Genomic DNA, 20,091 nt, shown 5'->3' on the forward strand with positions numbered 1-20,091 from the left:
GCCGTAGGCTGGAGCATCCACAAGGTCGTATCAGGGGGTCACTACGTGTCGACAGAGCCACGCGTTCTCGCGGGTCGCTATCGCGTCGACGAGCTCATCGGGCACGGCGGCATGGCGAAGGTGTACCGCGGGTACGATCTGACGCTCGGTCGTGCGGTGGCGATCAAGATCCTCGACCCCGAGCTGGCACGCGACAACGCGTTCCGCACGCGATTCCGTCTCGAGGCCCAGTCCGCGTCGCGCATGTCGCACCCGTCGATCGTCCGCGTCTACGACGCCGGCGACCCCTCGACGACCGACAGCAGCACGGATGAGCCTCCGTACATCATCATGGAGCTGATCAGCGGCACGCTGCTGAAGGACATCATCGCCAAGGGCCCGGTGCCCGTCGACGACGCCGTGCGCTATGTCGACGGCATCCTCGAAGCGCTGGACTACTCGCATCGTGCGGGTGTCGTGCACCGCGACATCAAGCCGGGCAACGTGATGGTGACCGACAAGGGCCAGGTCAAGGTCATGGACTTCGGCATCGCCCGAGCCGTGTCCGACTCGTCATCGACGGTCGCCGAGACCACCCAGATCATCGGCACCGCGGCATACTTCTCACCCGAGCAGGCCAAGGGCGAACCGGTCGACGCACGCGCCGACCTCTACTCGACCGGCGTCGTGCTCTATGAACTGCTCACCGGCCGTCAGCCGTTCCGCGGCGAATCCCCCGTGGCCGTCGCCTATCAGCACGTCAGCGAGACTCCGGTCCCTCCGACCGAGGTGAACGAGGACTCCCCCGGCGCGCTCGACCCGATCGTCCTGCGCGCGCTGGCCAAGGATCCCTACCAGCGATACCCGGATGCCGCGCACTTCCGCGCTGCGCTCGACTCGGCGGTCTCCGGCCACGCGCCGAGCCGCAAGGAGCTCGGCGCGCTCACGAGCGAGCTGTACGGACCGAATCCGCGCGCCGCGCAGGAGACCGCCCGGTCGCTCCGCCAGCTGAGCACCGACACCACCATGGCTCGCACGCAGTCGGGTCCGCCCGTCGCGTGGATCTGGGCGGGTGTGGCACTGCTCGCCGTTCTTCTCGCCTCGGTGCTGTTCTGGGTCTGGACGCTCAGCATGCGCCCGGACGACGTGCCGTCGAGCTCGCGCGTGGTGCCTGATCTCGTCAATGTCTCGTCCGAGCGCGCCCAGGATGATCTCGGCAAGCTCGATCTCACCTCGAAGCTGGTGCTCGAGTCCAGCAACGACATCGTCGAGGGCAACGTGACCCGCACAGACCCTGCGTCCGGCACCGCCGTGAGCGAGGGCGATTCCGTGACGGTCTACGTGTCCTCCGGCAAGGAGACGGTGGTCGTCCCGATGCTCGAGGGCCTGTCTCTGACGGCCGCCAAGGACGCACTCGCGGCGGCAGGGCTCGAACTGGGCACGGTCATCCAGCGCAACGACAAGGGGCTGGCGGCCGAGACGGTGATGGAGGCCAGCGAGGCGGCCGACACCGAGGTCGCACCGCAGACCATCGTGAATCTCGTCGTCGCGAGCGGCCGGGTCACCCTCACCGACGTCACCGGGTGGACGATGGAAGCGGCTCAGGCTGAGCTCGAACGCATCGGCCTCACGCCCAGTCCGGTCGAGCTGATCGACTGCACGCCGACCGAACCGCCCACCGTGTCATCGATGTCGGCCGCGCCGGGAGACGTGGCGATCGGCTCGACGGTCGAACTGCGCTACTGCGTCGCCGCCGGCTGATCCACACGAGCGTCGGGGCCCGACAGCGGGTGCAGTGCCGCTGAGCGTGCCACGGCATGTGCGTCGCCGCACAGTTCGAGCCAGTTGGCGAGCAGACGGTATCCGCCTTCGGTCAGCACGCTCTCGGGGTGGAACTGCACCCCGAGTATGGGCAGACGGGTGTGCTCCAGTGCCATGACGGTGCCGCTCGCGGTGCGCGCAGTGACGGCCACGTCAGCCGGCAGGTCGGTCTCCGCGAGAGCGAGGGAGTGATATCTGCCCGCGTCGAACGGCGACGGGATGCCGGCGAAGAGCGCTGATCCGTCGTGCGTGACCGGCGACACCATGCCGTGCATCAGCTCAGGCGCCTCTGAAACGGTGGTGCCGAACGCGGCGCCGATCACCTGATGCCCCAGGCAGACGCCGAGAAGCGGCATCCGGATCCTCGCGGCGAGCCGCACGGCGTCGACGGAGACGCCGGCATCGTCAGGGGTGCCCGGGCCGGGAGAGAGCAGCAGCGCGTCGAAGTCCGGCAGCATCACCGCGAGTTCAGCGGCATCGATGGTATCCGCCTCGATCAGCGTGACGTCGGCACCGAGCTCGCGCAGATAACCCACGAGCGTGTGCACGAAGCTGTCGTGGTTGTCCACGACGAGCACGCGGGTCATTCGAGGTCGACCTCGCCCGGGGTGATCAGCGGGCTCACCCAGGGGAAGACGTACCAGAAGAGCCCGTAGAGCACCGCTGCGACGAGCACGAGGAGGATGAAGAGCTTCAGCCACCACGGGCCGGGGAGGATGCGCCAGAGTGCGGCGTACATGGGTCGTCTCTTTCCGTTCGGCTAGATCGACGGCGCGGCCGGCGGAGGCGGTGGATCGGTGAGCGCGGCGGGCGGACCCTCGGCGCGGGGCTGGAAGCTCTCGTACACGCCGTAGGCGACGATGCGCTCGGCGAGGGAGTACAGCGGCGAACAGGCGGTCAGCGTGATGTACTTCTCCCCCGTCGCGACGCCGGGCATCTGCGGCACATCGAGCAGCACGTCCGTCTGCGTGGGCTTGACGTACTCCAGCGTCCGGAAGCGGTACGTGAACCATCCGTCAGGCGTCTCGACGACGATCGCGTCGCCGACCTGGAGCTTGTCGAGCTGGTTGAAGGGCTTGCCCCAGGTGGTGCGGTGGCCGGCCATCGCGAAGTTGCCGACCTCACCGGGCATCTTCGAGTCGGTGTAGACGCCGATTCCGAGCTTGTCGAGCGTGCGCGCGCGCGTCGTACCGCCGTAGATGCCGACGTTGTACTCGGCACCGAAGCGCGGCACGTGCATCTGGCCGAGGAGCTCGGTGTCGGCCGGAGCGGCGGGGATCACGGGCTCGAAGACTGTCGCTCCGTCGTCGGTCTCGACGACCGGTGGGAGCTCGGGAGTGGGTGCGTTCGCCCATTCCTGCGAGACCGCCTCACCCTCTTCGTTCTTCTGGGCCGCGATGATGATGTCGCCGATCCACATCTGCCACGCGACGAAGAGAAGCACGATCACTCCACCCGTGAGCAGCAGCTCGCCGAGCACGCTGGTGAAGGTCGCGCGCGACCGGGGGCGGCGGCGGTGTGCACGTCGCTCCCCGAGACGACGGATGCAGTCATGGCGACATGCTATCCGCCAGACCTGTACTCCCGCCCTGCGGCCCTGGTTTTCCGCGCGATATGACACTCTTGGGTACACTGTGGGAATGGCACGCGACCGCAAGACCGAAGAACCCGAAGCTCCGCGCAGCGAAGGCGAAGCCGCACCCAACGCCGTGTGGTTCAAGCCGGTGATGGTCGGCTTCATGCTCCTCGGTCTCGTGTGGATCCTCGTGTTCTACATCTCGGGCATGCAGTTCCCGATCCCGGGGCTCGACAACTGGAACCTTGCGATCGGCCTGGGCATCGCCCTGATCGGCTTCCTGATGACCACACGCTGGCGCTGACGCCCGCCCCACCGATATCGAAGAAGGCCCCTCTCGCGCTGGCGAGAGGGGCCTTCTTCTGAGTTATCCACAGGTTATCCCCAACATGGGGAGAATTACACAGATGTTATTCACATCGGTCAACAAACCTGTTAACAACTTCTGATCAGGAGTAAACCGTCGTGATCAGGAACGGTACCAACAGGGCGACGATCAGGACGAGCGCGACGACGACGGCAACGAGCAGCACGATCTGTAGCGTCCGCTGCTCACGCCGTCGGGTCCTCGTGAGGATGAACGCCACGAGCGCACCGACGATCGCCCCGCCGAGGTGCGCCTGCCAGGCGATGTTCTGAGAGAACACGAAGCCGACGACGAAGTTGATGCCGAGGATCACGAGGATGCCGGTCACGTTCGCGCCGATGTGCCGTCCGATGATCAGCAGGGCGGCCATCAGGCCGAAGATCGCACCGGAGGCGCCCACCGTCGCGGTTCCGGGCGCGAGCAGTGCGACGGCGACGGAACCGCCGAGCCCGCTGATCAGGTACAGCGACAGGAAGCGGATTCGCCCGAGCATCGGTTCGAGACTCTGACCCAGCATCCACAGCGCGAGCATGTTGAGCGCGAGATGCAGGAAACCGCCATGCACGAACACCGCCGTGAGAAGCCGCCACGGTTCGAACGGCATGAGCGACAGATCCGGATACAGATAGCCCGCCGCGAAGAGCAGCTGGCCCGTGATCGCCTGTCCCACACCCGGGATGAGCTGAAGGAGCCCGATGAACGACGTGATCGCCAGCAGCGAGTACGTGACGACGGGCTTGCCGCTGCCACGCGAGGCGAGTGCGGCGCCGCGCCCGCCCCAGCGACGCTCGGCGCGCTTCTGGGCGGGACTGCGGTTCTTTCGCTCTGCGGCCATGCACTCGGGGCAGATGACCCCGACAGCCGCCTGCGTCTGGCATTCGGGGCAGATCGTGCGCAGGCACCGCTGACAGAGCACGAAGCTCTGCCGATCCGGATGCCGGTAGCAGAAGTTGTCGCGGTTGTCCGCGAACTCAGGCGTCGTCATCCGGATCGGCCAGCGTCGGCGTCAGGCCGCGACGATGTCGATCGACTGCAGCACGACCGGCTCGATGGGACGGTCGCCCGCAGCCGTCGGCACAGCGGCGATCGCGTCGACGACAGCCTTGGAGGCGTCATCGGCGACCTCGCCGAAGATCGTGTGCTTGCCCTGGAGCCAGGGGGTGGGGTCGGTCGTGATGAAGAACTGCGAGCCGTTGGTGCCCTCGGCCTTGCCTGTGATGGCGTTGCGACGCAGACCGGCGTTGGCCATGGCGAGGATGTAGGGCTCGTTGAAGTTGAGCTCCATGTTGATCTCGTCGTCGAAGTTGTATCCGGGGCCCCCGACGCCCTGTCCGAGCGGGTCGCCGCCCTGGATCATGAAGTTCGGGATGATGCGGTGGAAGATGACGTCCTTGTAGAGAGCACCCTCGCCCGGCTTGCCGGTGGCGGGGTGCGTCCACTCCTGGGTGCCGTCGGCGAGGCCGACGAAGTTCTTGACGGTCTTCGGGGCGTGGTCGCCGAAGAGGTTGATGACGATGTCACCGTGGTTGGTGTGCAGGGTTGCGACATGAGAAGCGTGAGCCATGGGTCCATTCTCGCAGAGCTTCCCATGAGTTGGCCCGCGTCTAGCGCTCATCGGCCTCCGACGCAAGGGTTCGGCGATTCCCTCGCCCCATACACGGTCGCGTGGCAAGATGGGGAATCCGTACTCCAATCGACAGGAGAGCATCGTGAGCATCAGCCGCAAGCGGAAGAAGGAGCTGCGTCGTCTTCAGAACGACGCCAACCAGCTCTGGGAGAACCAGCAGGTCCTCGTCGGCCACGCCGCCGACGTCGCGCGTGAAGCCGGACGTCAGCTCGGCCACTTCGGTCGCGAGCAGGTCGGTCCTGTCGTCCAGGACACCTACAACCGTCGCGTCGCACCGGTCGTCGACCGTGGCGTCCGCTTCGGTCACCACGTGGTGGACGACAAGGTCGTCCCCATCGTCGGCGGAGTCGTCGGCACCGCGCTCACCGCGTGGGATGTCGCGAACGCCAAGCGCGAAGGCGTCGTGAAGAAGGTCAGGAAGGCCACTCAGCCCGAGCCGAAGGGCCCGAGCGTCGGTTCGGTCATCGCCCTGGTCCTCGGAGTCGCCGCAGCGGCCGGCGTTCTCTACGCCGCGTGGCAGGCACTGCGCGCAGACGACGAGCTCTGGGTCGCAGACGACCCGCTCTCCGCACCTGACGCGTGACCTCGACATCGGAGCCCCCGGCCACTGAGCCGGGGGATCTCCATGCCCGGGTGAGGGACGCCGCAGCGGCTCGCGGACTCGACATCGAGATCCGCGAGCGTCCTGCCGCCCGCAGTCTCTTCGAGGCGGCTGAGCTGCTCGGCATCCCTCCCTCCGGCATCGTCAAGACGCTCGTCGTCAAGCGTTCGGACGACACGTATCTCTTCGCGCTGGTTCCCGGCGGCAGATCGATCTCGTGGCCGAAGCTGCGTGCGGTCGTCGGAGTGAACAAGCTCCGCCTGCCCGAGCCGGATCTCGCCCTCGCGGCGACCGGCTACGAGCGCGGAACGATCGTGCCCATCGGCAGCACCACGGACTGGCCGGTCTTCGCCGACGAGTCGATCGTCGGGCAGCGGATCGCCATGGGTGCCGGCGCTCACGGCTACAGCCTCTTCGTCGACGCCGATGACCTCATCGCCGCGTACGGTGCCACAGTCGCCGACATCTCGGTGCCCGAAGAGGCCCGCGACTGAGTCAGAGGATGCCGGCCATCCGTAGCGAGATGTCGACCAGCTTGACCCTCTGCAGTTCCTTCACGGCTTTCAGTGGGAACCACTCGGCCATGTCGGTCGAGCCATCGGCCTCGAATGTCAGCTTGCCGCCCGTCACCGACGCCCGGTAGACGATGCGCAGGGTGTGCAGAGGCTGATCCGACTGGTTCACCCGCTGGCTCGCCGGGATCACCCTCGAATGAATGCCCAGCAGCTCGCCGACCTTGACCGTGTAGCCGGTCTCCTCGCGCAGCTCACGCCGCACGGCGTCCTCGGGAGCCTCACCCGGTTCCAGCCCTCCGCCGGGCATCGTCCATGCCACTCGACGACCCTCGGTCCAGCGCGCGAGAAGTATGCGACCGTCGTCATCGGTGACGACCGCGTATGCCGCGACCCGCATATCCATGCGTCCACCATAGTGGCCGGGGTTCAGCCAGGGTACGCGCGTGACGATCCTGGACGAAACCTCGCCTCGAGAGGCGTCCGGCTCGTCACGCTTGACCCCGAGACATCGATCACGAATCAAGAAGCACAGCAGTGCGCTGCATCCGTAGTGTGAGATTCACCGCAGATCACACAGTGAAAGGAGTCGGCCATGGCTGACAAAGAGAAGAACTTCAGTGCCGAAGAGCGCGAGGCGATGAAGGAGGCCGCGGCCGACAAGCGCAAGTCTCGGTCTCGTGCCAAGAAGACCCCGGAAGAGGTGCGGGCCGAGGGTGTCGCAGACCTCGAGGCGGCGATCGCGAAGCTTCCCGATGACAACGATCGAGAGCTGTCGAAGGCGCTCCACGACCTCGTGACCGAGGTCGCTCCCGAGCTCATGCCGCGGACCTATTACGGCATGCCCGCTTGGGGCAAGGACGGCAAGGTGCTCTGCTTCTTCCAGCCGGCCAGCAAGTTCAAGGTCAGGTACGGCACGTTCGGTTTCGAGCCGATCTCGAACCTCGACGACGGCACGATGTGGCCGACCGCATACGCGCTGCTCGATCTCTCTGCCGCGAACCGCAAGGTTCTCACCGAGCGCATCCGCCTCGCCGTCAGCTGAGTCGCCGTTCCCGGGGAACGGCCGGCGCAGTAGCGTGGATGCCGTGAGCACACTGCCGTTCCCCGCCTCCGTGTACGCCGCTCGACTCGACCGCGCAGCAGCGCTTGCCGCTGACGCCGGTCTCGACGGGATAGTGGTGGGTCCTGGCCCTGATCTGGAGTATCTGGTCGGCGTCGAGGGAGACACGATCGAGCGCCTCACCGCACTCGTGCTCGGACCCGGCATCGCTCCCACCGTCATCGTGCCGCGCATGGAGTTGGCGAAGGTCAGGACCACGGCGGTGGGTGAGCTCGGCCTCGCCGTCTCCGACTGGGTCGACGGACAGAATCCCTACGACCTCGTGGCCGCCGCCCTGGGCGCAGTCACGCGAGTGGGAGTTTCAGACGCTCTGCCGGCGTTGCACGTGATCCCGCTCTCCGATCGGATCGACGTGCGCGTCGAGCTCGCCACCCCGGTGCTGCGTGAGGGCCGCATGATCAAGGATGCAGAAGAGGTTGCCGAGCTCCGGCGTGCCGGCTCCGCGATCGACGCCGTGCATCGTCGAGTGCCCGAGTGGCTGCGGCCGGGGCGCACCGAGCGCGAGGTGGCGGCCGACATCGCCGAGGCCATCGTGGCCGAGGGCCACCGCACCGTCGAGTTCGTCATCGTCGGCTCGGGACCCAACGGCGCGGATCCCCACCACGAGGTGTCCGACCGCGTGATCGAGGACGGAGACGTCGTCGTCGTCGACATCGGCGGCGCCGTGCCGAGCGGCTACAACTCCGACAGCACCCGCACCTACGTGGTCGGCACACCCGACCGTGAGGCCGCCGATCGCATCGCCGTGCTCGTCCGCGCTCAGCAGGCCGCTGTCGACGCCGTGCGCCCCGGCGCGACGGCCGAGGCTGTCGATGCCGCGGCGCGGTCCGTACTCGCCGAGGCGGGGCTCGGCGAGGCCTTTCTGCACCGCACGGGTCACGGCATCGGCGTCTCGGTACACGAAGAGCCCTACATCGCGCCCGGCAACGATCTCGTGCTGCGCGAGGGCATGGCGTTCAGCATCGAGCCCGGGATCTACTTCGCGGGCCGATGGGGTGCACGCATCGAGGACATCGTCGTCGTGACCGCCGACGGGTGCGAGCGTCTCAACGTCGCCCCGCACGACCTGCGCGCCGTCTGACCTCCGACCGAGAGCCGTTCGAAAGGAGATCCGCACACGGGAGGACGCTTGTCCGTCGACTCGTCCTCCGCAGCGCAGATCTCCTCCCGATCGGGGGTACCCAGGTGCGGTCAAGCCCCTGGTCGACCTGATCATGGTCGGATTGACTGGCTGCATGACCTCGGACGACAGCGCGAACGGCGGCGGTGTGAGCGGTCCGGAGCGCACGCCCGACGGTCATCACGTCGTCATCGACGGCCGGCGTTGGCGCGCGACCGACCCCTTGATCCCCGAGACGTTCCGCCAGGAGCTGGTCAACGAGCTGATGGCTGCGCGGCGCGCGGTGAAGGCGCACGAGCCGGACGCACGACGTCGGGTGCAGGACGCGAAGACCGCGCTCGGGGAACGAGGGGCGCCCTGGTGGGAGGACCGCACCGGCGACGACTTCGACGAGAGGATCGCGGCCGCGATGCGCGCGCTCATCCGCAAGCGGGGCGAGTCTTCGATCTGTCCGAGTGACGTCGCTCGGACTGTAGGCGGGGACTCGTGGCGCTCGACCATGTCGGACGTCCGCCGAATCGCGGCTGCACTCGCCGAGCGCGATGAGATCGTCGTGACGCAGAAGGGCGAGAAGGTGTCCATCGACGACGCCAGAGGCCCGGTGCGCATGGTCCGCGGGCCGAACCTCTGATCACCCGCTCAGACGCGTGGAGTCAGAGCTCGTCGTAGAAACCGGTGTACGGGAAGTCGACGTCACCGGTGTCGCGGGGGTCATATGCCACAGTCGCCACACTGATCGTCACTTGCGTCGTCGGGGTGATGAGCACGCTGACTGCCCGGTTGCCGACGACGACCATGTCGACGAAGGTGCCGGCGGTCTTCGTGGCTGACTCGATACGTTCTCGCAGATCATCGATGTTCTGATCCTGGGCGAGCAGGTAGCTCGATCCATCGAACACGATCTCGGTCTGGATCATCGTCTCCCCGTCGGTCATGCCAGCACGCTACGCCCTCGACCTGAGAATTCGGAGGGGGTTGATATCTAGGAGGTCTAGTGAGAGGCGGGTGCCGCATCGCCCTCGTTGTTAGCAGGTCCATCCACAGCTGTGCACTCAGATGGCACCGCGCGAGCAGTTGTTAACAGGGTTGTTAACACCTGTGGAGACATGCGAAAACGAGAAGGCCCCGCACATGGCGGGGCCTTCTCGAACTGTCTCAACACAGTGTGGAGCCTAGGAGATTCGAACTCCTGACATCCTGCTTGCAAAGCAGGCGCTCTACCAACTGAGCTAAGGCCCCGTGAGGGTATTCATTTAGTTGAGGAGTGGGCCCACCAGGACTTGAACCTGGGACCTCTTCATTATCAGTGAAGCGCTCTAACCGCCTGAGCTATGGGCCCGTCAACCTCCGAAACTTTACCGGAGATTTCCCGAAATACCCAATCGAGGGCGAGGGCACCGGCGCGCCCTCGCCCTCGATCGGAATCAGCGGCCCGGACGGATCGTCACACTGCCTGCCGCAAGTGTGACGTCGATCGTGTTCCGGGTGCCGGATGACTGATCGACCTTCGCGTCGAGCGATCCGGCACTGACGTCCTGGATGATCGAGTACGACTCATCCGGAACCGTGAGATCGACCGAGCCCGCGCTCACGTCGATCGTCGTCTCAGACGGTGCCCGGCCCGTCAGCTCGACGGTGAGGTCGCCCGCCGACACACTGAGATCGGCCGCGTCGACGCCGTCGAGCATCGCATCGGCACGACCCGCGCTCATGTCGATGCTGAGGCTGCTCGCCGCACCTTCGACATCGAGCGCACCGGCGTTGACCGTGACGTCGAGGGCACCGAAGTCTCCGACCACATCGAGACTGCCCGCATCGAGAGTGAGGTCGGCATCGAGCTGCGCGTCGCTCAGCTCTTCAGGCAGGGTCAGCACCGCCGACTGGTCGTCGCCGAACCACTCGCCGAACCACCATCCGAAGCGGAACTCCGGGCTGCGGACGATCAGCTCGTCGCCCTCGCGTTCGAGTCTCCAGGCAGGGCCGCGAGCGTTCGTCACTGCCAGCTCGGCCTCATCGACGTCACCGAACTCGATGCGCATGTTGCCGGCATCCACGTCGAGGTCGAGGGTGTCGATGCCGGACGCATCCTCGGTCAGCACGGCGTCGCTGCCCTGAGTGGAGGCCATCATGCTGCCGGTGGCGGCGACAGCCGCCGACCCGCCCGCTCCGAGGAGCGCGATGCCTCCGACGATCGCCGTGACGATCATGATCGCCGTCGTCCCCGAAGAGCGGCCGGCATCGGCCGGTGCCGCCTGCGCCTGCGCGGGCGCCGGTGCCGATGCCGGTGCCGGTGTGGGCTCCTGTCCCTGCGGCGCGGATGCCGGCGGGGAGTAAGGGGCGTGTGCCCGCCCTGGTAGTCGTCGTTGTTCGTGGTCATCGTCCCAGTCCTGTCTGTCCGGTCGGCGTCGAGCCGCCCGTGTTCTCGATGTGTGCCAGGGCCGCCAGCACGCGTCGGTTGCCCGACTCGCCCTGTTCGAAGCCCAGCTTCTGGAAGATCGCGGTGATGTGCTTCTCGACGCTCGCCTCCGAGAGGAAGAGCAGACCGGCGATGGCCTGGTTCGACTTGCCCTCGGCGATCAGTGCGAGCACGGTCCGTTCGCGCTCGGTGAGACGCTGCATCCGGTCGTCGCGGTTGCGGCGGGTGAGCAGCTGAGCCACGACCTCGGGGTCGAGCACGGTGGCACCCTCGGAGATCCGCTGCACGGAGGCGAGGAACTCAGAGACGTCGGCGACCCTGTCCTTGAGCAGATAACCCAGGGGCCCGCCCTGTGCGGCGATGAGGTCCGATGCGTACCGCTCCTCGACGTACTGAGAGAGCACGAGCAGCGGAAGCGCGGGATTGGTGTCCCGGAGTCCGAGCGCCGCGCGGATGCCCTCGTCGGTGAAGGTCGGGGGAGCCGTACGTCGAGGATGCACAGCTCGGGATCCGTCTCGATGACGGCCTCGCTGAGACCGCTGGTGTCGGGAAGAGCCGCGACCACACTGTGTCCGGCGTCCTCGAGCAGTCGCACGAGCCCCTCGCGCAGCAGGACGGAGTCCTCGCAGATCAGGATGCGCATGGCACGTTCACCTCCAGGCTGGTCGGTCCGCCGACGGGGCTCTCAAGGCGGAAGGTTCCGCCCGCTGCGAGGATGCGATTCGCGATGCCGTCGAGGCCTCCGCCGGGCTGCACCTGGGCGCCGCCCATGCCGTTGTCCTCGACGCGGGCCCAGAGCACCCCTCCGTCGCGGAGGCGGACAGTGACACGCGCCTCGCTGGCCCGCGAATGCTTCGCGGCGTTGGTGAGCGACTCGGCGATCGAGAAGTAGACAGCGGCTTCGGCCTCACGGCTGCAGCGGCCGTCCATGCGCACATCGAGATGCACGGGGATGTGCGAGCGGCCGGCGAGGGCGGACAGCGCCGCGTCCAGGCCCCGGTCGTCGAGGACCGATGCATGGATGCCACGGGCCAGCTGACGCAGCTCGGTGATCGCGGCCTTGGTCGAGGTGTGCGCCTCGGCGATCAGCTCCTTCGCGGCATCCGGGTCGTTGTCGATCTTCTGCTGGGCGAGCCCCAGGGTCATGCCGACCGATACGAGTCGCGGTTGGACGCCGTCGTGCAGGTCACGCTCGATACGTGTGCGTTCGACATCCGCGGCACGTACAGCGCCCTCACGCTGAGCAGTGCTGGTGCGCACTCGCTCGGTGAGCTCGGCCTCGCGGCTGCGAACGACGATGGCGAGTGAGAGCACGCGGTTGAGGAGCGCCAGTCCGATCATTCCGGCGAGGCACGCGGCGACTCCGAGGATCCCGATGAGCGGTGCCCACGCGGGGTCGATGCCGCCCCCGCCGAACGGACCCATCACGGCATCCGTTCCCGTGAGAGGAGCGAACGAGATGGCGATCGACCAGACGAGGCCGAAGGCGAGCCGCAGCACGATCCAGCCGAGAACGGCGGTGATCGCGAAGTTCGCGAGGGCCCTCCACATGCGGCCGTCGATGGCCTGGCGGCCGAGCGAGCGGAGCCAGCCCGCGAACCCGGGGCGATCCCGAGGGCGCCATCTGAGCGGCGTGATGGGCGACCTGTAGAGAGCGCTGACTCGCGCGACCTCGAACCAGCCGACGCCGAACAGGGCGTACACGAGCCCGACGAGCAGCACGATGCCGACGCCCGCCGCGAAGAGCAGGCCGAGGCCGGTGCCGAGGAGTCCGGAAAGAGTCGCGAAGATGAAGCCGCCGATGACTCCGATTCCCGCGAGATGCAGGATAGAGAGCACGATGCGCAACGGCGGCTTCGTGGCCGTCGCCGGTGGTGGCGTGGCAGTGTGTGTCGTCATGGTTCAAAGGTACGGCGGCCCCGATCCGGCCGACACCGAGGCAACCGGAGACCCGGGTTCGGGTTTTCCCTACTCCGTCGGAGAACAGAAGAGGGGCGGATGCTGTTCGCATCCGCCCCTCCTCGAATCCTGACGATCAGTTCGACATGAACCCGACCAGCAGTCCGCCGGTCACCTTCACGGCGACGTTGTAGATCCCGGCGATGACCGCACCCAGCACCGTGAACACGATGAGGTTGAGGATCGAGACCACCGCGGCGAATGCCATCACCTGCGGCAGGCCGGCGACCTCGGAGATCCGCACGGAGTTGTCGGTGATGGTTCCGATGAACTCATCCGCCTGCGTGAGGATGCCGGTCGCCTGCAGCACGAGGAAGATCAGGAAGAACGACACCATCGTCACGATCGCGAGCGCCACAGCGCCCAGGAACGACAGCTTCACGGCCGACCAGAAATCCACGTAGACGAGGCGCAGGCGCACCTGCTTGCCACCGGTCTTGCGCGTGGACTTCTTCGCCAGCTTGTCGGCTACTGTGCTCATGCGTCTGCTTCCTCAGGGTTCTCGTTCGTCTCGGGGGCCGTGGACTCGGAGTCCACCGCAGCCTCATCCGATTCGTCTTCTTCGGTGAGGCCCCGCTCACCGTTGCGGGCGATGGCGAGGATCCGGTCGGCTTCCGTCGTCCGTGCGAACACCACTCCCATGGTGTCTCGGCCCTTCGCGGGCACCTCGGCCACGGCAGAGCGTACCACCTTGCCGCTGGACAGAACCACAAGGACCTCGTCGTCGGAGGAGACCATCAGACCACCCGCGAGAGTGCCCCGATCATCGTTGAGCTTGGCGACCTTGATGCCGAATCCACCGCGTCCCTGGACGCGGTATTCCTCGATGGCGGTGCGCTTCGCATAGCCGCCGTCGGTCACCACGAACACGAACTGGCCGAGGGCGGCGACGGATGCCGACAGCAGGCTGTCGCCCTCACGGAACTTCATGCCCTTCACGCCGGCGGTCGCGCGTCCCATCGGTCGCAGCGCATCATCGGTCGCACTGAACCGGACGGACATGCCGCGGCGGCTGATGAGCAGGATGTCATCCTCAGCGTTCACCATGAGAGCCGAGACCAGCTCGTCCTCGTCATTCAGGCGGATCGCGATGACGCCGCCCTGGCGGTTGGTGTCGTACGCGTCGAGACGCGTCTTCTTGACCAGACCGTCGCGCGTCGCGAGAACGAGATAGTCGGCGACCCCGTAGTCGCGGATGTCGAGCACCTGCGCGATGTTCTCGTCGGGCTGCAGGGCGAGGAGGTTCGCGACGTGCGTTCCCTTCGCATCGCGGCCGGCCTCGGGAACCTCGTAGGTCTTCGAACGGTAGACGCGACCCTTGTCGGTGAAGAACAGCAGCCAGTGGTGCGTCGTCGTCACGAAGAAGTGCTCGACGATGTCATCGGCCCGCAGCTGGGCGCCCTTGATGCCCTTGCCGCCGCGGTGCTGCGACCGGTAGTTGTCGCTGCGCGTGCGCTTGATGTAGCCGGCGCGGGTGATGGTGACGACCATCTCCTCTTCAGCGATGAGGTCTTCCATCGAGACGTCGCCGTCGAAGCCGTGCAGGATGTGCGTGCGACGGTCGTCTCCGAAGCGCTCGACGATGCCGGTGAGCTCTTCGCGGATGATGTCGCGCTGCAGCGACTCGTCGACGAGGATCGCCTGGTACTCGCCGATCAGCCGCTCGAGCTCCGAGGCCTCGTCGAGGATCTTCTGACGCTCGAGGGCGGCCAGTCGGCGCAGCTGCATGTCGAGGATGGCCTGGGCCTGGATGTCGTCGATGTCGAGGAGCTTCTGCAGTCCCTCGTTCGCATCCTGCGTGGTCTGCGATCGACGGATGAGAGCGATGACCTCGTCGAGAGCGTCGAGCGCCTTGAGGTAGGCGCGCAGGATGTGCATGCGAGCCTCTGCCTTGGCGAGACGGAAGCGCGTGCGTCGGACGATCACTTCGAGCTGGTGCGTGATCCAGTGGGTCACGAATCCGTCGATCGCGAGCGTGCGCGGCACGCCGTCGACGATCGCGAGCATGTTCGCGCCGAAGTTCTCCTGCAGCTGCGTGTGCTTGTACAGGTTGTTGAGCACGACCTTCGCGACCGCATCGCGCTTGAGCACGACCACGAGACGCTGACCCGTGCGGTCGGACGACTCGTCGCGGATGTCGGCGATGCCGGTGATCTTGCCGTCACGGGCGAGGTCGCCGATCTTCACCGCGACGTTGTCGGGGTTCACCTGGTACGGCAGCTCGGTGATCACGAGGCACGTGCGGCCCTGGATCTCCTCGACATTGACGACCGCGCGCATGGTGATCGAGCCGCGACCCGTGCGGTACGCCTCGTGCACGCCCTTGGTGCCGAGGATCTGCGCGCCGGTGGGGAAGTCGGGGCCGGGGATCCGCTGGATGAGACCCTCGAGCAGCTCTTCGCGGGGGAGGCCGGGGTTGTCGAGCGCCCAGAGGGCGGCAGACGACACCTCGCGCAGGTTGTGCGGAGGGATGTTGGTGGCCATGCCGACCGCGATACCCACCGACCCGTTGACGAGGAGGTTCGGGAAGCGGGCCGGAAGAACCGTCGGCTCCTGAGTCTGGCCGTCGTAGTTGTCGGTGAAGTCGACCGTGTCCTCTTCGATGTCCCGAACCATCTCGAGCGCGAGGGGGGCCATCTTGGTCTCGGTGTACCGGGGCGCCGCGGCACCCATGTTGCCGGGAGACCCGAAGTTGCCCTGGCCGAGGGCCAGCGGGTAGCGCAGCGACCAGGGCTGCACGAGACGCACGAGGGCGTCGTAGATCGCCGAGTCACCGTGCGGGTGGTACTGACCCATGACCTCGCCGACCACGCGAGCGCACTTCGAGAAGGACTTGTCGGGGCGGAATCCGCCGTCGTACATGCCGTAGATCACGCGTCGGTGGACGGGCTTGAGTCCATCGCGCACGTCGGGCAGCGCACGGCCGACGATCACGGCCATCGCGTAGTCGAGATAGCTGCGCTGCATCTCGGACTGCAGGTCGACCTGGTCGATCTTGCCGTGGTCGTGTGCCGGCTCGGGGCGTACTTCGTCAGTCATGTGTGTTGTCGATTCCGGTCGTTATGGGAACGAATGCAGGCGCGGGACGCGTCAGATGTCGAGGAAGCGGACATCCTTGGCGTTGCGCTGGATGAAGCTGCGTCTCGATTCGACGTCCTCACCCATCAGCACGCTGAAGATCTCGTCTGCCGCGGCGGCATCCTCGATGGTCACCTGGCGGAGCGTCCGGGTGCTGTGGTCCATCGTGGTCTCCCACAGCTCCTTGGCGTTCATCTCGCCGAGACCCTTGTAGCGCTGGATGCCGGCATCCTTCGGGATCCGCTTGCCGTTGTCGAGTCCGAACTTGAGCAGCGCGTCGCGCTCGGCGTCGCTGAACACGTACTCGTGGGGCTGGTTCGTCCACTTGAGACGGTAGAGCGGCGGCATCGCGAGGTACACGAAGCCGGCCTCGATCAGTCCGCGCATGTAGCGGAACAGCAGCGTGAGCAGCAGCGTCGTGATGTGCTGGCCGTCGACGTCGGCATCCGCCATCAGCACGATCTTGTGATATCGCGCCTTCTCGATGTCGAACTCTTCGCCGATTCCGGTGCCGAAGGCCTGGATCATCGCCTGGACCTCTTTGTTGCCCAGGGCCTTGTCGAGACGCGCGCGCTCGACGTTGAGGATCTTGCCTCGCAGAGCGAGGATCGCCTGCGTGTGCGGATCGCGACCCTGCACAGCGGAGCCACCTGCCGAGTCACCCTCGACGAGGAAGATCTCACTGATCGAGGGATCCTTGCTCGTGCAGTCCTTGAGCTTGTCGGGCATCGCGGCGGACTCGAAGACGCTCTTTCGACGAGCGGTCTCGCGGGCCTTGCGCGCGGCGAGACGAGCGGTGGCCGCATCGATCGCCTTGCGGATGACGTTCTTCGCTTGGATCGGGTTGCGGTCGAACCAATCGCCGAGCTGATCGCCGACGACCTTCTGCACGAACGCCTTGGCCTCGGTGTTGCCGAGCTTCGTCTTGGTCTGCCCTTCGAATTGCGGCTCGCCGAGCTTGATCGAGATGACCGCGGTCAGTCCTTCACGCACGTCGTCGCCCGACAGGTTGTCGTCCTTCTCCTTGAGGAGATTGTTCGCCCTGGCGTACTTGTTGACGAGCGTGGTGAGCGCTGCGCGGAAGCCCTCTTCGTGCGTGCCGCCCTCGTGGGTGTTGATCGTGTTCGCGTAGGTGAAGACGTTCTCGGTGTACGACGTGGTCCACTGCATCGCGACCTCGAGAGAGATCTTGCGCTCGGTGTCCTCGGACTCGAACGCGATGATCTCGTCGTTGACGACCTCGGCGTGACGCACCTTGTTGAGGTATTCGACGTAGTCGACGAGACCGCGCTCGTAGAAGAAGACGTCGTTCGGCTGGGTGAGGGTCGGCTGCCCGTCGACCTCGACCTGGTAAGCCGAATCGGGACGCTCGTCGGACAGCTCGATGCGGAGGCCCTTGTTGAGGAACGCCATCTGCTGGAAGCGCGTGCGCAGGGTGTCGTACTCGAAGTTCGTGGTCTCGGTGAAGATCTCGGCGTCCGGCCAGAACGTGATGCTGGTTCCGGTGTCGTCGGACGCCTCGCCCTTCTCGAGCTGCTGCTGCGGGACGCCGCCGTTCGCGAAGCTGTGCCGCCAGACGAAGCCCTTCTGCTTGACCTCGACGTCGAACCGCGTCGACAGGGCGTTGACCACCGACGAGCCGACGCCGTGGAGACCGCCCGAGACGGCGTACGCGCCGCCGCCGAACTTTCCGCCGGCGTGCAGGATGGTCAGAACGACCTCGACCGTGGACTTCGTCGGGTCGGAGGAGTGGGGATCGACCGGGATGCCGCGGCCGTTGTCGACCACGCGGACGCCGCCGTCTTCGAGCAGCGTCACGAAGATGGTGTCGGCGTAGCCGGCGAGGGCCTCATCGACCGAGTTGTCGACGATCTCGTAGACGAGGTGGTGCAGACCACGCGGTCCTGTGGAACCGATGTACATACCGGGGCGCTTGCGGACGGCTTCGAGACCTTCGAGGATCTGGATCGAGTCGGCACCGTACTCACCGGGCTGCTTCACCTTGGGTGAGATCTTGCCCTCGGTCGCGGGGGTTCCCCCGTTGGTCGATTCCGTCTCGTCAGCGGGGGATTCAGGCGTCATCAGAGGGCATTCTCCACATCGATATCACGAATCCCCAGTCTAGCGGCTTTTCGTGGCGAGATGCGGCTCAGCGGCCGCGTGTGGCCCTCTGAGCGTTTCAGACCCCATCCGTGGTGTCCTACCCGTAGGTATCGCGCGGGCCCCGTCCTGGAACGACTCTGGGACCCCATTTCCAGGAGGGTACGTCCGGTCCGATGAAGCGGAGGTTCTCGACACCCGCGTCCGGATACCGTCGGCCGATCTCCGTCAGGATCGTTCCCCGCATGTACTGCAGGTTCTTCGCCCAGGCGGTCGAGTCGCACTTCACCGTGAGCACACCGCGCTCGAGGGAGACGGGTTCGGAGTGCTTGGCGGTGTCCGTGCCGGCGAGGTCGGACCACTGCCTGACCAGGTCCTCACGGGCGAGAGTCTTCTGCCAGCCGGAGTCCCGGGTCAGCTTGTCGAGCACGGCTCCGAGCGGTCCGGGGTCGCGGCCGGGCGTGAACGGCGCGTTGTCGTCGTCGGTGACGATGCGTCGCTTGCGCTTCCACGTCTTCGAACTCGGGGCGAGTCCGCGCAGGCGCAGATAGGTCGCGACGGTCTCGGGAGTCTCGGATGCCGGATCGGGTGCGATCTCACTCATCTGCCACCTCCCTCTCATCACTGATCGTTCCCGCCGAGATCCGCACCACATGGGCGTGGAGCACTTCGGGGATATCCTCCTCCACGGCTGCCGTCACGACCACCTGCTCATAGCCCGCAGTGAGAGCGGCCAGTCGCTGACGGCGATCGGCGTCGAGTTCGGCGAACACATCGTCGAGGATGAGGACGGGATCGCCGGCGGGAGACTCGCTGCGCAGCAGCTCGGCGGAAGCGAGACGCAGCGCGAGGGCCACCGACCAGGATTCTCCGTGGGACGCATACCCCTTCACCGGAAGGCCACGAACGTGCAGCACGAGGTCGTCGCGATGAGGACCGGTGAGCGTGAGACCGCGGTCGAGCTCGTTCGATCGTTTCGAGAGGAGTGCGGCGTGGAACATCTCGGCGATGTCTCCCGACGTCTCGGCCGGCGCGTCGACACCCTCTTCGGGATCCGCCCCGCGCACTGACAGAGCCCACTCGAGCTGCGGACGATGATCCTCGCCCGCGATCGCCGCGTACGCCTCGGCCACCGGCTGCTGGAGATCTGCGGCGAGACGCTGTCGCGCGGTGATGATCTCGGCACCGAGGGAGACCAGCTTGTCGTCCCACACATCGAGGGTGCTCAGGGCCTCGCCCTTGATGCCGCGCGCCCTGGCCGACTTCAGAAGCGCATTGCGTTGCTTGAGAACACGGTCGTAATCGGCGAGGACCGAAGACATGCGGGGCGTGCGCTGGATCAGCAGCTGGTCGACGAAACGACGCCGAGACGAGGGGTCGCCGCGGACGATCTGGAGATCCTCGGGAGCGAAGAGCACCACATGGGCGTAGCGAGGCAGCTCATTGGTCTTCGAGGGGGAGCCGTTGATCCGCGCCTTGTTCGAACCCTGCTTGTTGAGCTGGACCTCGATGAGCACCTTGCGTTCGCCGTGGGAGAGGCGAGCGCGGATGATCGCGAAGTCCTGACCTTCGCGCACCATCGGCGCATCCGACGAGACGCGGTGCGAACCGAGAGTGGCGAGGAAGACGACAGCCTCTGCAAGGTTGGTCTTGCCCTGGCCGTTGCGCCCGACGAGGACGTTGGGACCCTTGTGCAGAGCGAGATCCGCGGTCGCGTAATTGCGGAAGTCGACCAGGCTCAGGTGTTCCACAATCACGCTGTCAGCCTACCTTCGGGCTCTGACACTGCCGTCGCCGCGCGGAGCGCGCCCG

Annotated in this window: 22 protein-coding genes, 2 tRNA genes and 1 pseudogene; 8 read left to right on the top strand and 17 right to left on the bottom strand. The window is 66.5% G+C overall.

Features of this window, described 5'->3' with window-relative positions:
• Positions 1–45 precede the first annotated feature (45 nt).
• Complete coding sequence (pknB, locus tag ACZZ93_RS11030; RefSeq protein ID WP_053098267.1) at positions 46–1,740, top strand: Stk1 family PASTA domain-containing Ser/Thr kinase; 1,695 nt, start codon at positions 46–48, stop codon at positions 1,738–1,740.
• Here the strand turns inward: pknB and ACZZ93_RS11035 are convergent.
• The 3 genes from ACZZ93_RS11035 to ACZZ93_RS11045 are packed head-to-tail and all read right to left on the bottom strand — an operon-like array spanning position 1,719 to position 3,280.
• Complete coding sequence (locus ACZZ93_RS11035; protein WP_463511109.1) at positions 1,719–2,387, bottom strand: anthranilate synthase component II; 669 nt, start codon at positions 2,385–2,387, stop codon at positions 1,719–1,721. The two genes, pknB and ACZZ93_RS11035, sit on opposite strands and share 22 nt — an antisense overlap.
• Positions 2,384–2,539: a hypothetical protein gene (locus tag ACZZ93_RS11040; RefSeq protein WP_167947501.1), complete on the bottom strand. Its 156-nt coding sequence runs from the start codon at positions 2,537–2,539 to the stop codon at positions 2,384–2,386. The genes ACZZ93_RS11035 and ACZZ93_RS11040 overlap by 4 nt, the downstream gene beginning before the upstream one ends.
• A 21-nt stretch (positions 2,540–2,560) precedes the next feature.
• Positions 2,561–3,280, bottom strand: coding sequence for a class E sortase (locus tag ACZZ93_RS11045; protein ID WP_463511110.1), 720 nt, complete (start codon positions 3,278–3,280; stop codon positions 2,561–2,563).
• Between the two features lie 160 nt (positions 3,281–3,440).
• Here ACZZ93_RS11045 and ACZZ93_RS11050 point away from each other — a divergent pair, with 160 nt between their 5' ends.
• The gene (locus ACZZ93_RS11050; protein ID WP_042541028.1) at positions 3,441–3,680 is read left to right on the top strand and encodes a cell division protein CrgA; all 240 of its coding nucleotides are present in this window, start codon (positions 3,441–3,443) and stop codon (positions 3,678–3,680) included.
• 145 nt (positions 3,681–3,825) lie between these two features.
• Here ACZZ93_RS11050 and ACZZ93_RS11055 read toward each other — a convergent pair whose 3' ends face one another.
• Both ACZZ93_RS11055 and ACZZ93_RS11060 read right to left on the bottom strand, forming a co-directional pair.
• Positions 3,826–4,728: a rhomboid family intramembrane serine protease gene (locus ACZZ93_RS11055; RefSeq protein WP_053098263.1), complete on the bottom strand. Its 903-nt coding sequence runs from the start codon at positions 4,726–4,728 to the stop codon at positions 3,826–3,828.
• Between the two features lie 21 nt (positions 4,729–4,749).
• Complete coding sequence (locus ACZZ93_RS11060; RefSeq protein WP_053098262.1) at positions 4,750–5,307, bottom strand: peptidylprolyl isomerase; 558 nt, start codon at positions 5,305–5,307, stop codon at positions 4,750–4,752.
• 145 nt (positions 5,308–5,452) lie between these two features.
• Between ACZZ93_RS11060 and ACZZ93_RS11065 the strand changes: the two genes are divergently transcribed.
• Entirely contained in the window at positions 5,453–5,953 is a 501-nt protein-coding gene (locus ACZZ93_RS11065) for a DNA helicase (protein WP_463511111.1), read from the top strand.
• Positions 5,954–6,003: 50 nt separating this feature from the next.
• Entirely contained in the window at positions 6,004–6,465 is a 462-nt protein-coding gene (locus tag ACZZ93_RS11070) for an aminoacyl-tRNA deacylase (RefSeq protein ID WP_053098258.1), read from the top strand.
• 1 nt (position 6,466) lies between these two features.
• Here ACZZ93_RS11070 and ACZZ93_RS11075 read toward each other — a convergent pair whose 3' ends face one another.
• Positions 6,467–6,889, bottom strand: a complete 423-nt coding sequence (locus ACZZ93_RS11075; RefSeq protein WP_230101137.1) for an NUDIX hydrolase — start codon at positions 6,887–6,889, stop codon at positions 6,467–6,469.
• 189 nt (positions 6,890–7,078) lie between these two features.
• Here ACZZ93_RS11075 and ACZZ93_RS11080 point away from each other — a divergent pair, with 189 nt between their 5' ends.
• The 3 genes from ACZZ93_RS11080 (at position 7,079) to ACZZ93_RS11090 (ending at position 9,357) form a co-directional block, all read left to right on the top strand.
• The gene (locus tag ACZZ93_RS11080) at positions 7,079–7,528 is read left to right on the top strand and encodes a DUF1801 domain-containing protein (protein ID WP_053098256.1); all 450 of its coding nucleotides are present in this window, start codon (positions 7,079–7,081) and stop codon (positions 7,526–7,528) included.
• Positions 7,529–7,571: 43 nt separating this feature from the next.
• On the top strand, positions 7,572–8,687 hold the full coding sequence (locus ACZZ93_RS11085) for a M24 family metallopeptidase (protein ID WP_463511112.1): 1,116 nt from the start codon (positions 7,572–7,574) through the stop codon (positions 8,685–8,687).
• 154 nt (positions 8,688–8,841) lie between these two features.
• The gene (locus tag ACZZ93_RS11090) at positions 8,842–9,357 is read left to right on the top strand and encodes a DUF3253 domain-containing protein (RefSeq protein ID WP_463511113.1); all 516 of its coding nucleotides are present in this window, start codon (positions 8,842–8,844) and stop codon (positions 9,355–9,357) included.
• Positions 9,358–9,379: 22 nt separating this feature from the next.
• Here ACZZ93_RS11090 and ACZZ93_RS11095 read toward each other — a convergent pair whose 3' ends face one another.
• The 4 genes from ACZZ93_RS11095 to ACZZ93_RS11110 all read right to left on the bottom strand — a co-directional run bounded on the left by ACZZ93_RS11095 (position 9,380) and on the right by ACZZ93_RS11110 (position 10,933).
• Positions 9,380–9,661, bottom strand: a complete 282-nt coding sequence (locus tag ACZZ93_RS11095; protein WP_053098248.1) for a hypothetical protein — start codon at positions 9,659–9,661, stop codon at positions 9,380–9,382.
• 231 nt (positions 9,662–9,892) lie between these two features.
• Positions 9,893–9,965: transfer RNA gene (locus tag ACZZ93_RS11100), tRNA-Ala, on the bottom strand.
• 26 nt (positions 9,966–9,991) lie between these two features.
• A tRNA-Ile gene (locus tag ACZZ93_RS11105) sits at positions 9,992–10,065 on the bottom strand.
• Positions 10,066–10,150: 85 nt separating this feature from the next.
• Positions 10,151–10,933 (bottom strand): DUF4097 family beta strand repeat-containing protein, encoded by a 783-nt coding sequence (locus tag ACZZ93_RS11110; RefSeq protein WP_056277585.1) that lies wholly within the window; start codon positions 10,931–10,933, stop codon positions 10,151–10,153.
• Between ACZZ93_RS11110 and ACZZ93_RS11115 the strand changes: the two genes are divergently transcribed.
• Positions 10,905–11,060 (top strand): hypothetical protein, encoded by a 156-nt coding sequence (locus ACZZ93_RS11115; protein ID WP_463511114.1) that lies wholly within the window; start codon positions 10,905–10,907, stop codon positions 11,058–11,060. The genes ACZZ93_RS11110 and ACZZ93_RS11115 overlap by 29 nt on opposite strands.
• Positions 11,061–11,099: 39 nt before the next feature.
• Here the strand turns inward: ACZZ93_RS11115 and ACZZ93_RS11120 are convergent.
• The 7 genes and pseudogenes from ACZZ93_RS11120 to recF all read right to left on the bottom strand — a co-directional run bounded on the left by ACZZ93_RS11120 (position 11,100) and on the right by recF (position 20,036).
• Positions 11,100–11,785: pseudogene (locus tag ACZZ93_RS11120) on the bottom strand (LuxR C-terminal-related transcriptional regulator).
• Entirely contained in the window at positions 11,773–13,041 is a 1,269-nt protein-coding gene (locus ACZZ93_RS11125; RefSeq protein ID WP_053098246.1) for a sensor histidine kinase, read from the bottom strand. Before ACZZ93_RS11125 ends, ACZZ93_RS11120 begins: the two are co-directional and overlap by 13 nt.
• A 136-nt stretch (positions 13,042–13,177) precedes the next feature.
• The gene (locus tag ACZZ93_RS11130; protein WP_053098244.1) at positions 13,178–13,582 is read right to left on the bottom strand and encodes a DUF3566 domain-containing protein; all 405 of its coding nucleotides are present in this window, start codon (positions 13,580–13,582) and stop codon (positions 13,178–13,180) included.
• Positions 13,579–16,140: a DNA gyrase subunit A gene (gene gyrA, locus ACZZ93_RS11135; protein WP_053098243.1), complete on the bottom strand. Its 2,562-nt coding sequence runs from the start codon at positions 16,138–16,140 to the stop codon at positions 13,579–13,581. The genes ACZZ93_RS11130 and gyrA overlap by 4 nt, the downstream gene beginning before the upstream one ends.
• 51 nt (positions 16,141–16,191) lie before the next feature.
• Positions 16,192–18,261 carry a DNA topoisomerase (ATP-hydrolyzing) subunit B gene (gene gyrB, locus ACZZ93_RS11140; protein ID WP_171821963.1) on the bottom strand — a complete coding sequence of 690 codons (2,070 nt, stop codon included), beginning with the start codon at positions 18,259–18,261 and terminating at the stop codon, positions 16,192–16,194.
• Between the two features lie 118 nt (positions 18,262–18,379).
• Positions 18,380–18,883, bottom strand: a complete 504-nt coding sequence (locus ACZZ93_RS11145) for a DciA family protein (protein WP_056275693.1) — start codon at positions 18,881–18,883, stop codon at positions 18,380–18,382.
• A complete protein-coding gene (recF, locus tag ACZZ93_RS11150) occupies positions 18,876–20,036 on the bottom strand; it encodes a DNA replication/repair protein RecF (RefSeq protein ID WP_463511115.1) in 1,161 nt (386 codons plus the stop codon). The genes ACZZ93_RS11145 and recF overlap by 8 nt, the downstream gene beginning before the upstream one ends.
• Positions 20,037–20,091: the final 55 nt, after the last annotated feature.

The organism is Microbacterium sp. AC026, from assembly GCF_979258475.1.

Coding starts and splice junctions, on each gene's coding strand:
- ACZZ93_RS11035 (WP_463511109.1), bottom strand. CDS start 2,387: ATGACCCGCGTGCTCGTCGTGGACAACCACGACAGCTTCGTGCACACG.
- ACZZ93_RS11040 (WP_167947501.1), bottom strand. CDS start 2,539: ATGTACGCCGCACTCTGGCGCATCCTCCCCGGCCCGTGGTGGCTGAAG.
- ACZZ93_RS11050 (WP_042541028.1), top strand. CDS start 3,441: ATGGCACGCGACCGCAAGACCGAAGAACCCGAAGCTCCGCGCAGCGAA.
- ACZZ93_RS11055 (WP_053098263.1), bottom strand. CDS start 4,728: ATGACGACGCCTGAGTTCGCGGACAACCGCGACAACTTCTGCTACCGG.
- ACZZ93_RS11060 (WP_053098262.1), bottom strand. CDS start 5,307: ATGGCTCACGCTTCTCATGTCGCAACCCTGCACACCAACCACGGTGAC.
- ACZZ93_RS11075 (WP_230101137.1), bottom strand. CDS start 6,889: ATGGATATGCGGGTCGCGGCATACGCGGTCGTCACCGATGACGACGGT.
- ACZZ93_RS11080 (WP_053098256.1), top strand. CDS start 7,079: ATGGCTGACAAAGAGAAGAACTTCAGTGCCGAAGAGCGCGAGGCGATG.
- ACZZ93_RS11090 (WP_463511113.1), top strand. CDS start 8,842: ATGACCTCGGACGACAGCGCGAACGGCGGCGGTGTGAGCGGTCCGGAG.
- ACZZ93_RS11095 (WP_053098248.1), bottom strand. CDS start 9,661: ATGACCGACGGGGAGACGATGATCCAGACCGAGATCGTGTTCGATGGA.
- ACZZ93_RS11115 (WP_463511114.1), top strand. CDS start 10,905: ATGCCTCCGACGATCGCCGTGACGATCATGATCGCCGTCGTCCCCGAA.
- ACZZ93_RS11110 (WP_056277585.1), bottom strand. CDS start 10,933: ATGATCGTCACGGCGATCGTCGGAGGCATCGCGCTCCTCGGAGCGGGC.
- ACZZ93_RS11125 (WP_053098246.1), bottom strand. CDS start 13,041: ATGACGACACACACTGCCACGCCACCACCGGCGACGGCCACGAAGCCG.
- ACZZ93_RS11130 (WP_053098244.1), bottom strand. CDS start 13,582: ATGAGCACAGTAGCCGACAAGCTGGCGAAGAAGTCCACGCGCAAGACC.
- gyrA (WP_053098243.1), bottom strand. CDS start 16,140: ATGACTGACGAAGTACGCCCCGAGCCGGCACACGACCACGGCAAGATC.
- gyrB (WP_171821963.1), bottom strand. CDS start 18,261: ATGACGCCTGAATCCCCCGCTGACGAGACGGAATCGACCAACGGGGGA.
- ACZZ93_RS11145 (WP_056275693.1), bottom strand. CDS start 18,883: ATGAGTGAGATCGCACCCGATCCGGCATCCGAGACTCCCGAGACCGTC.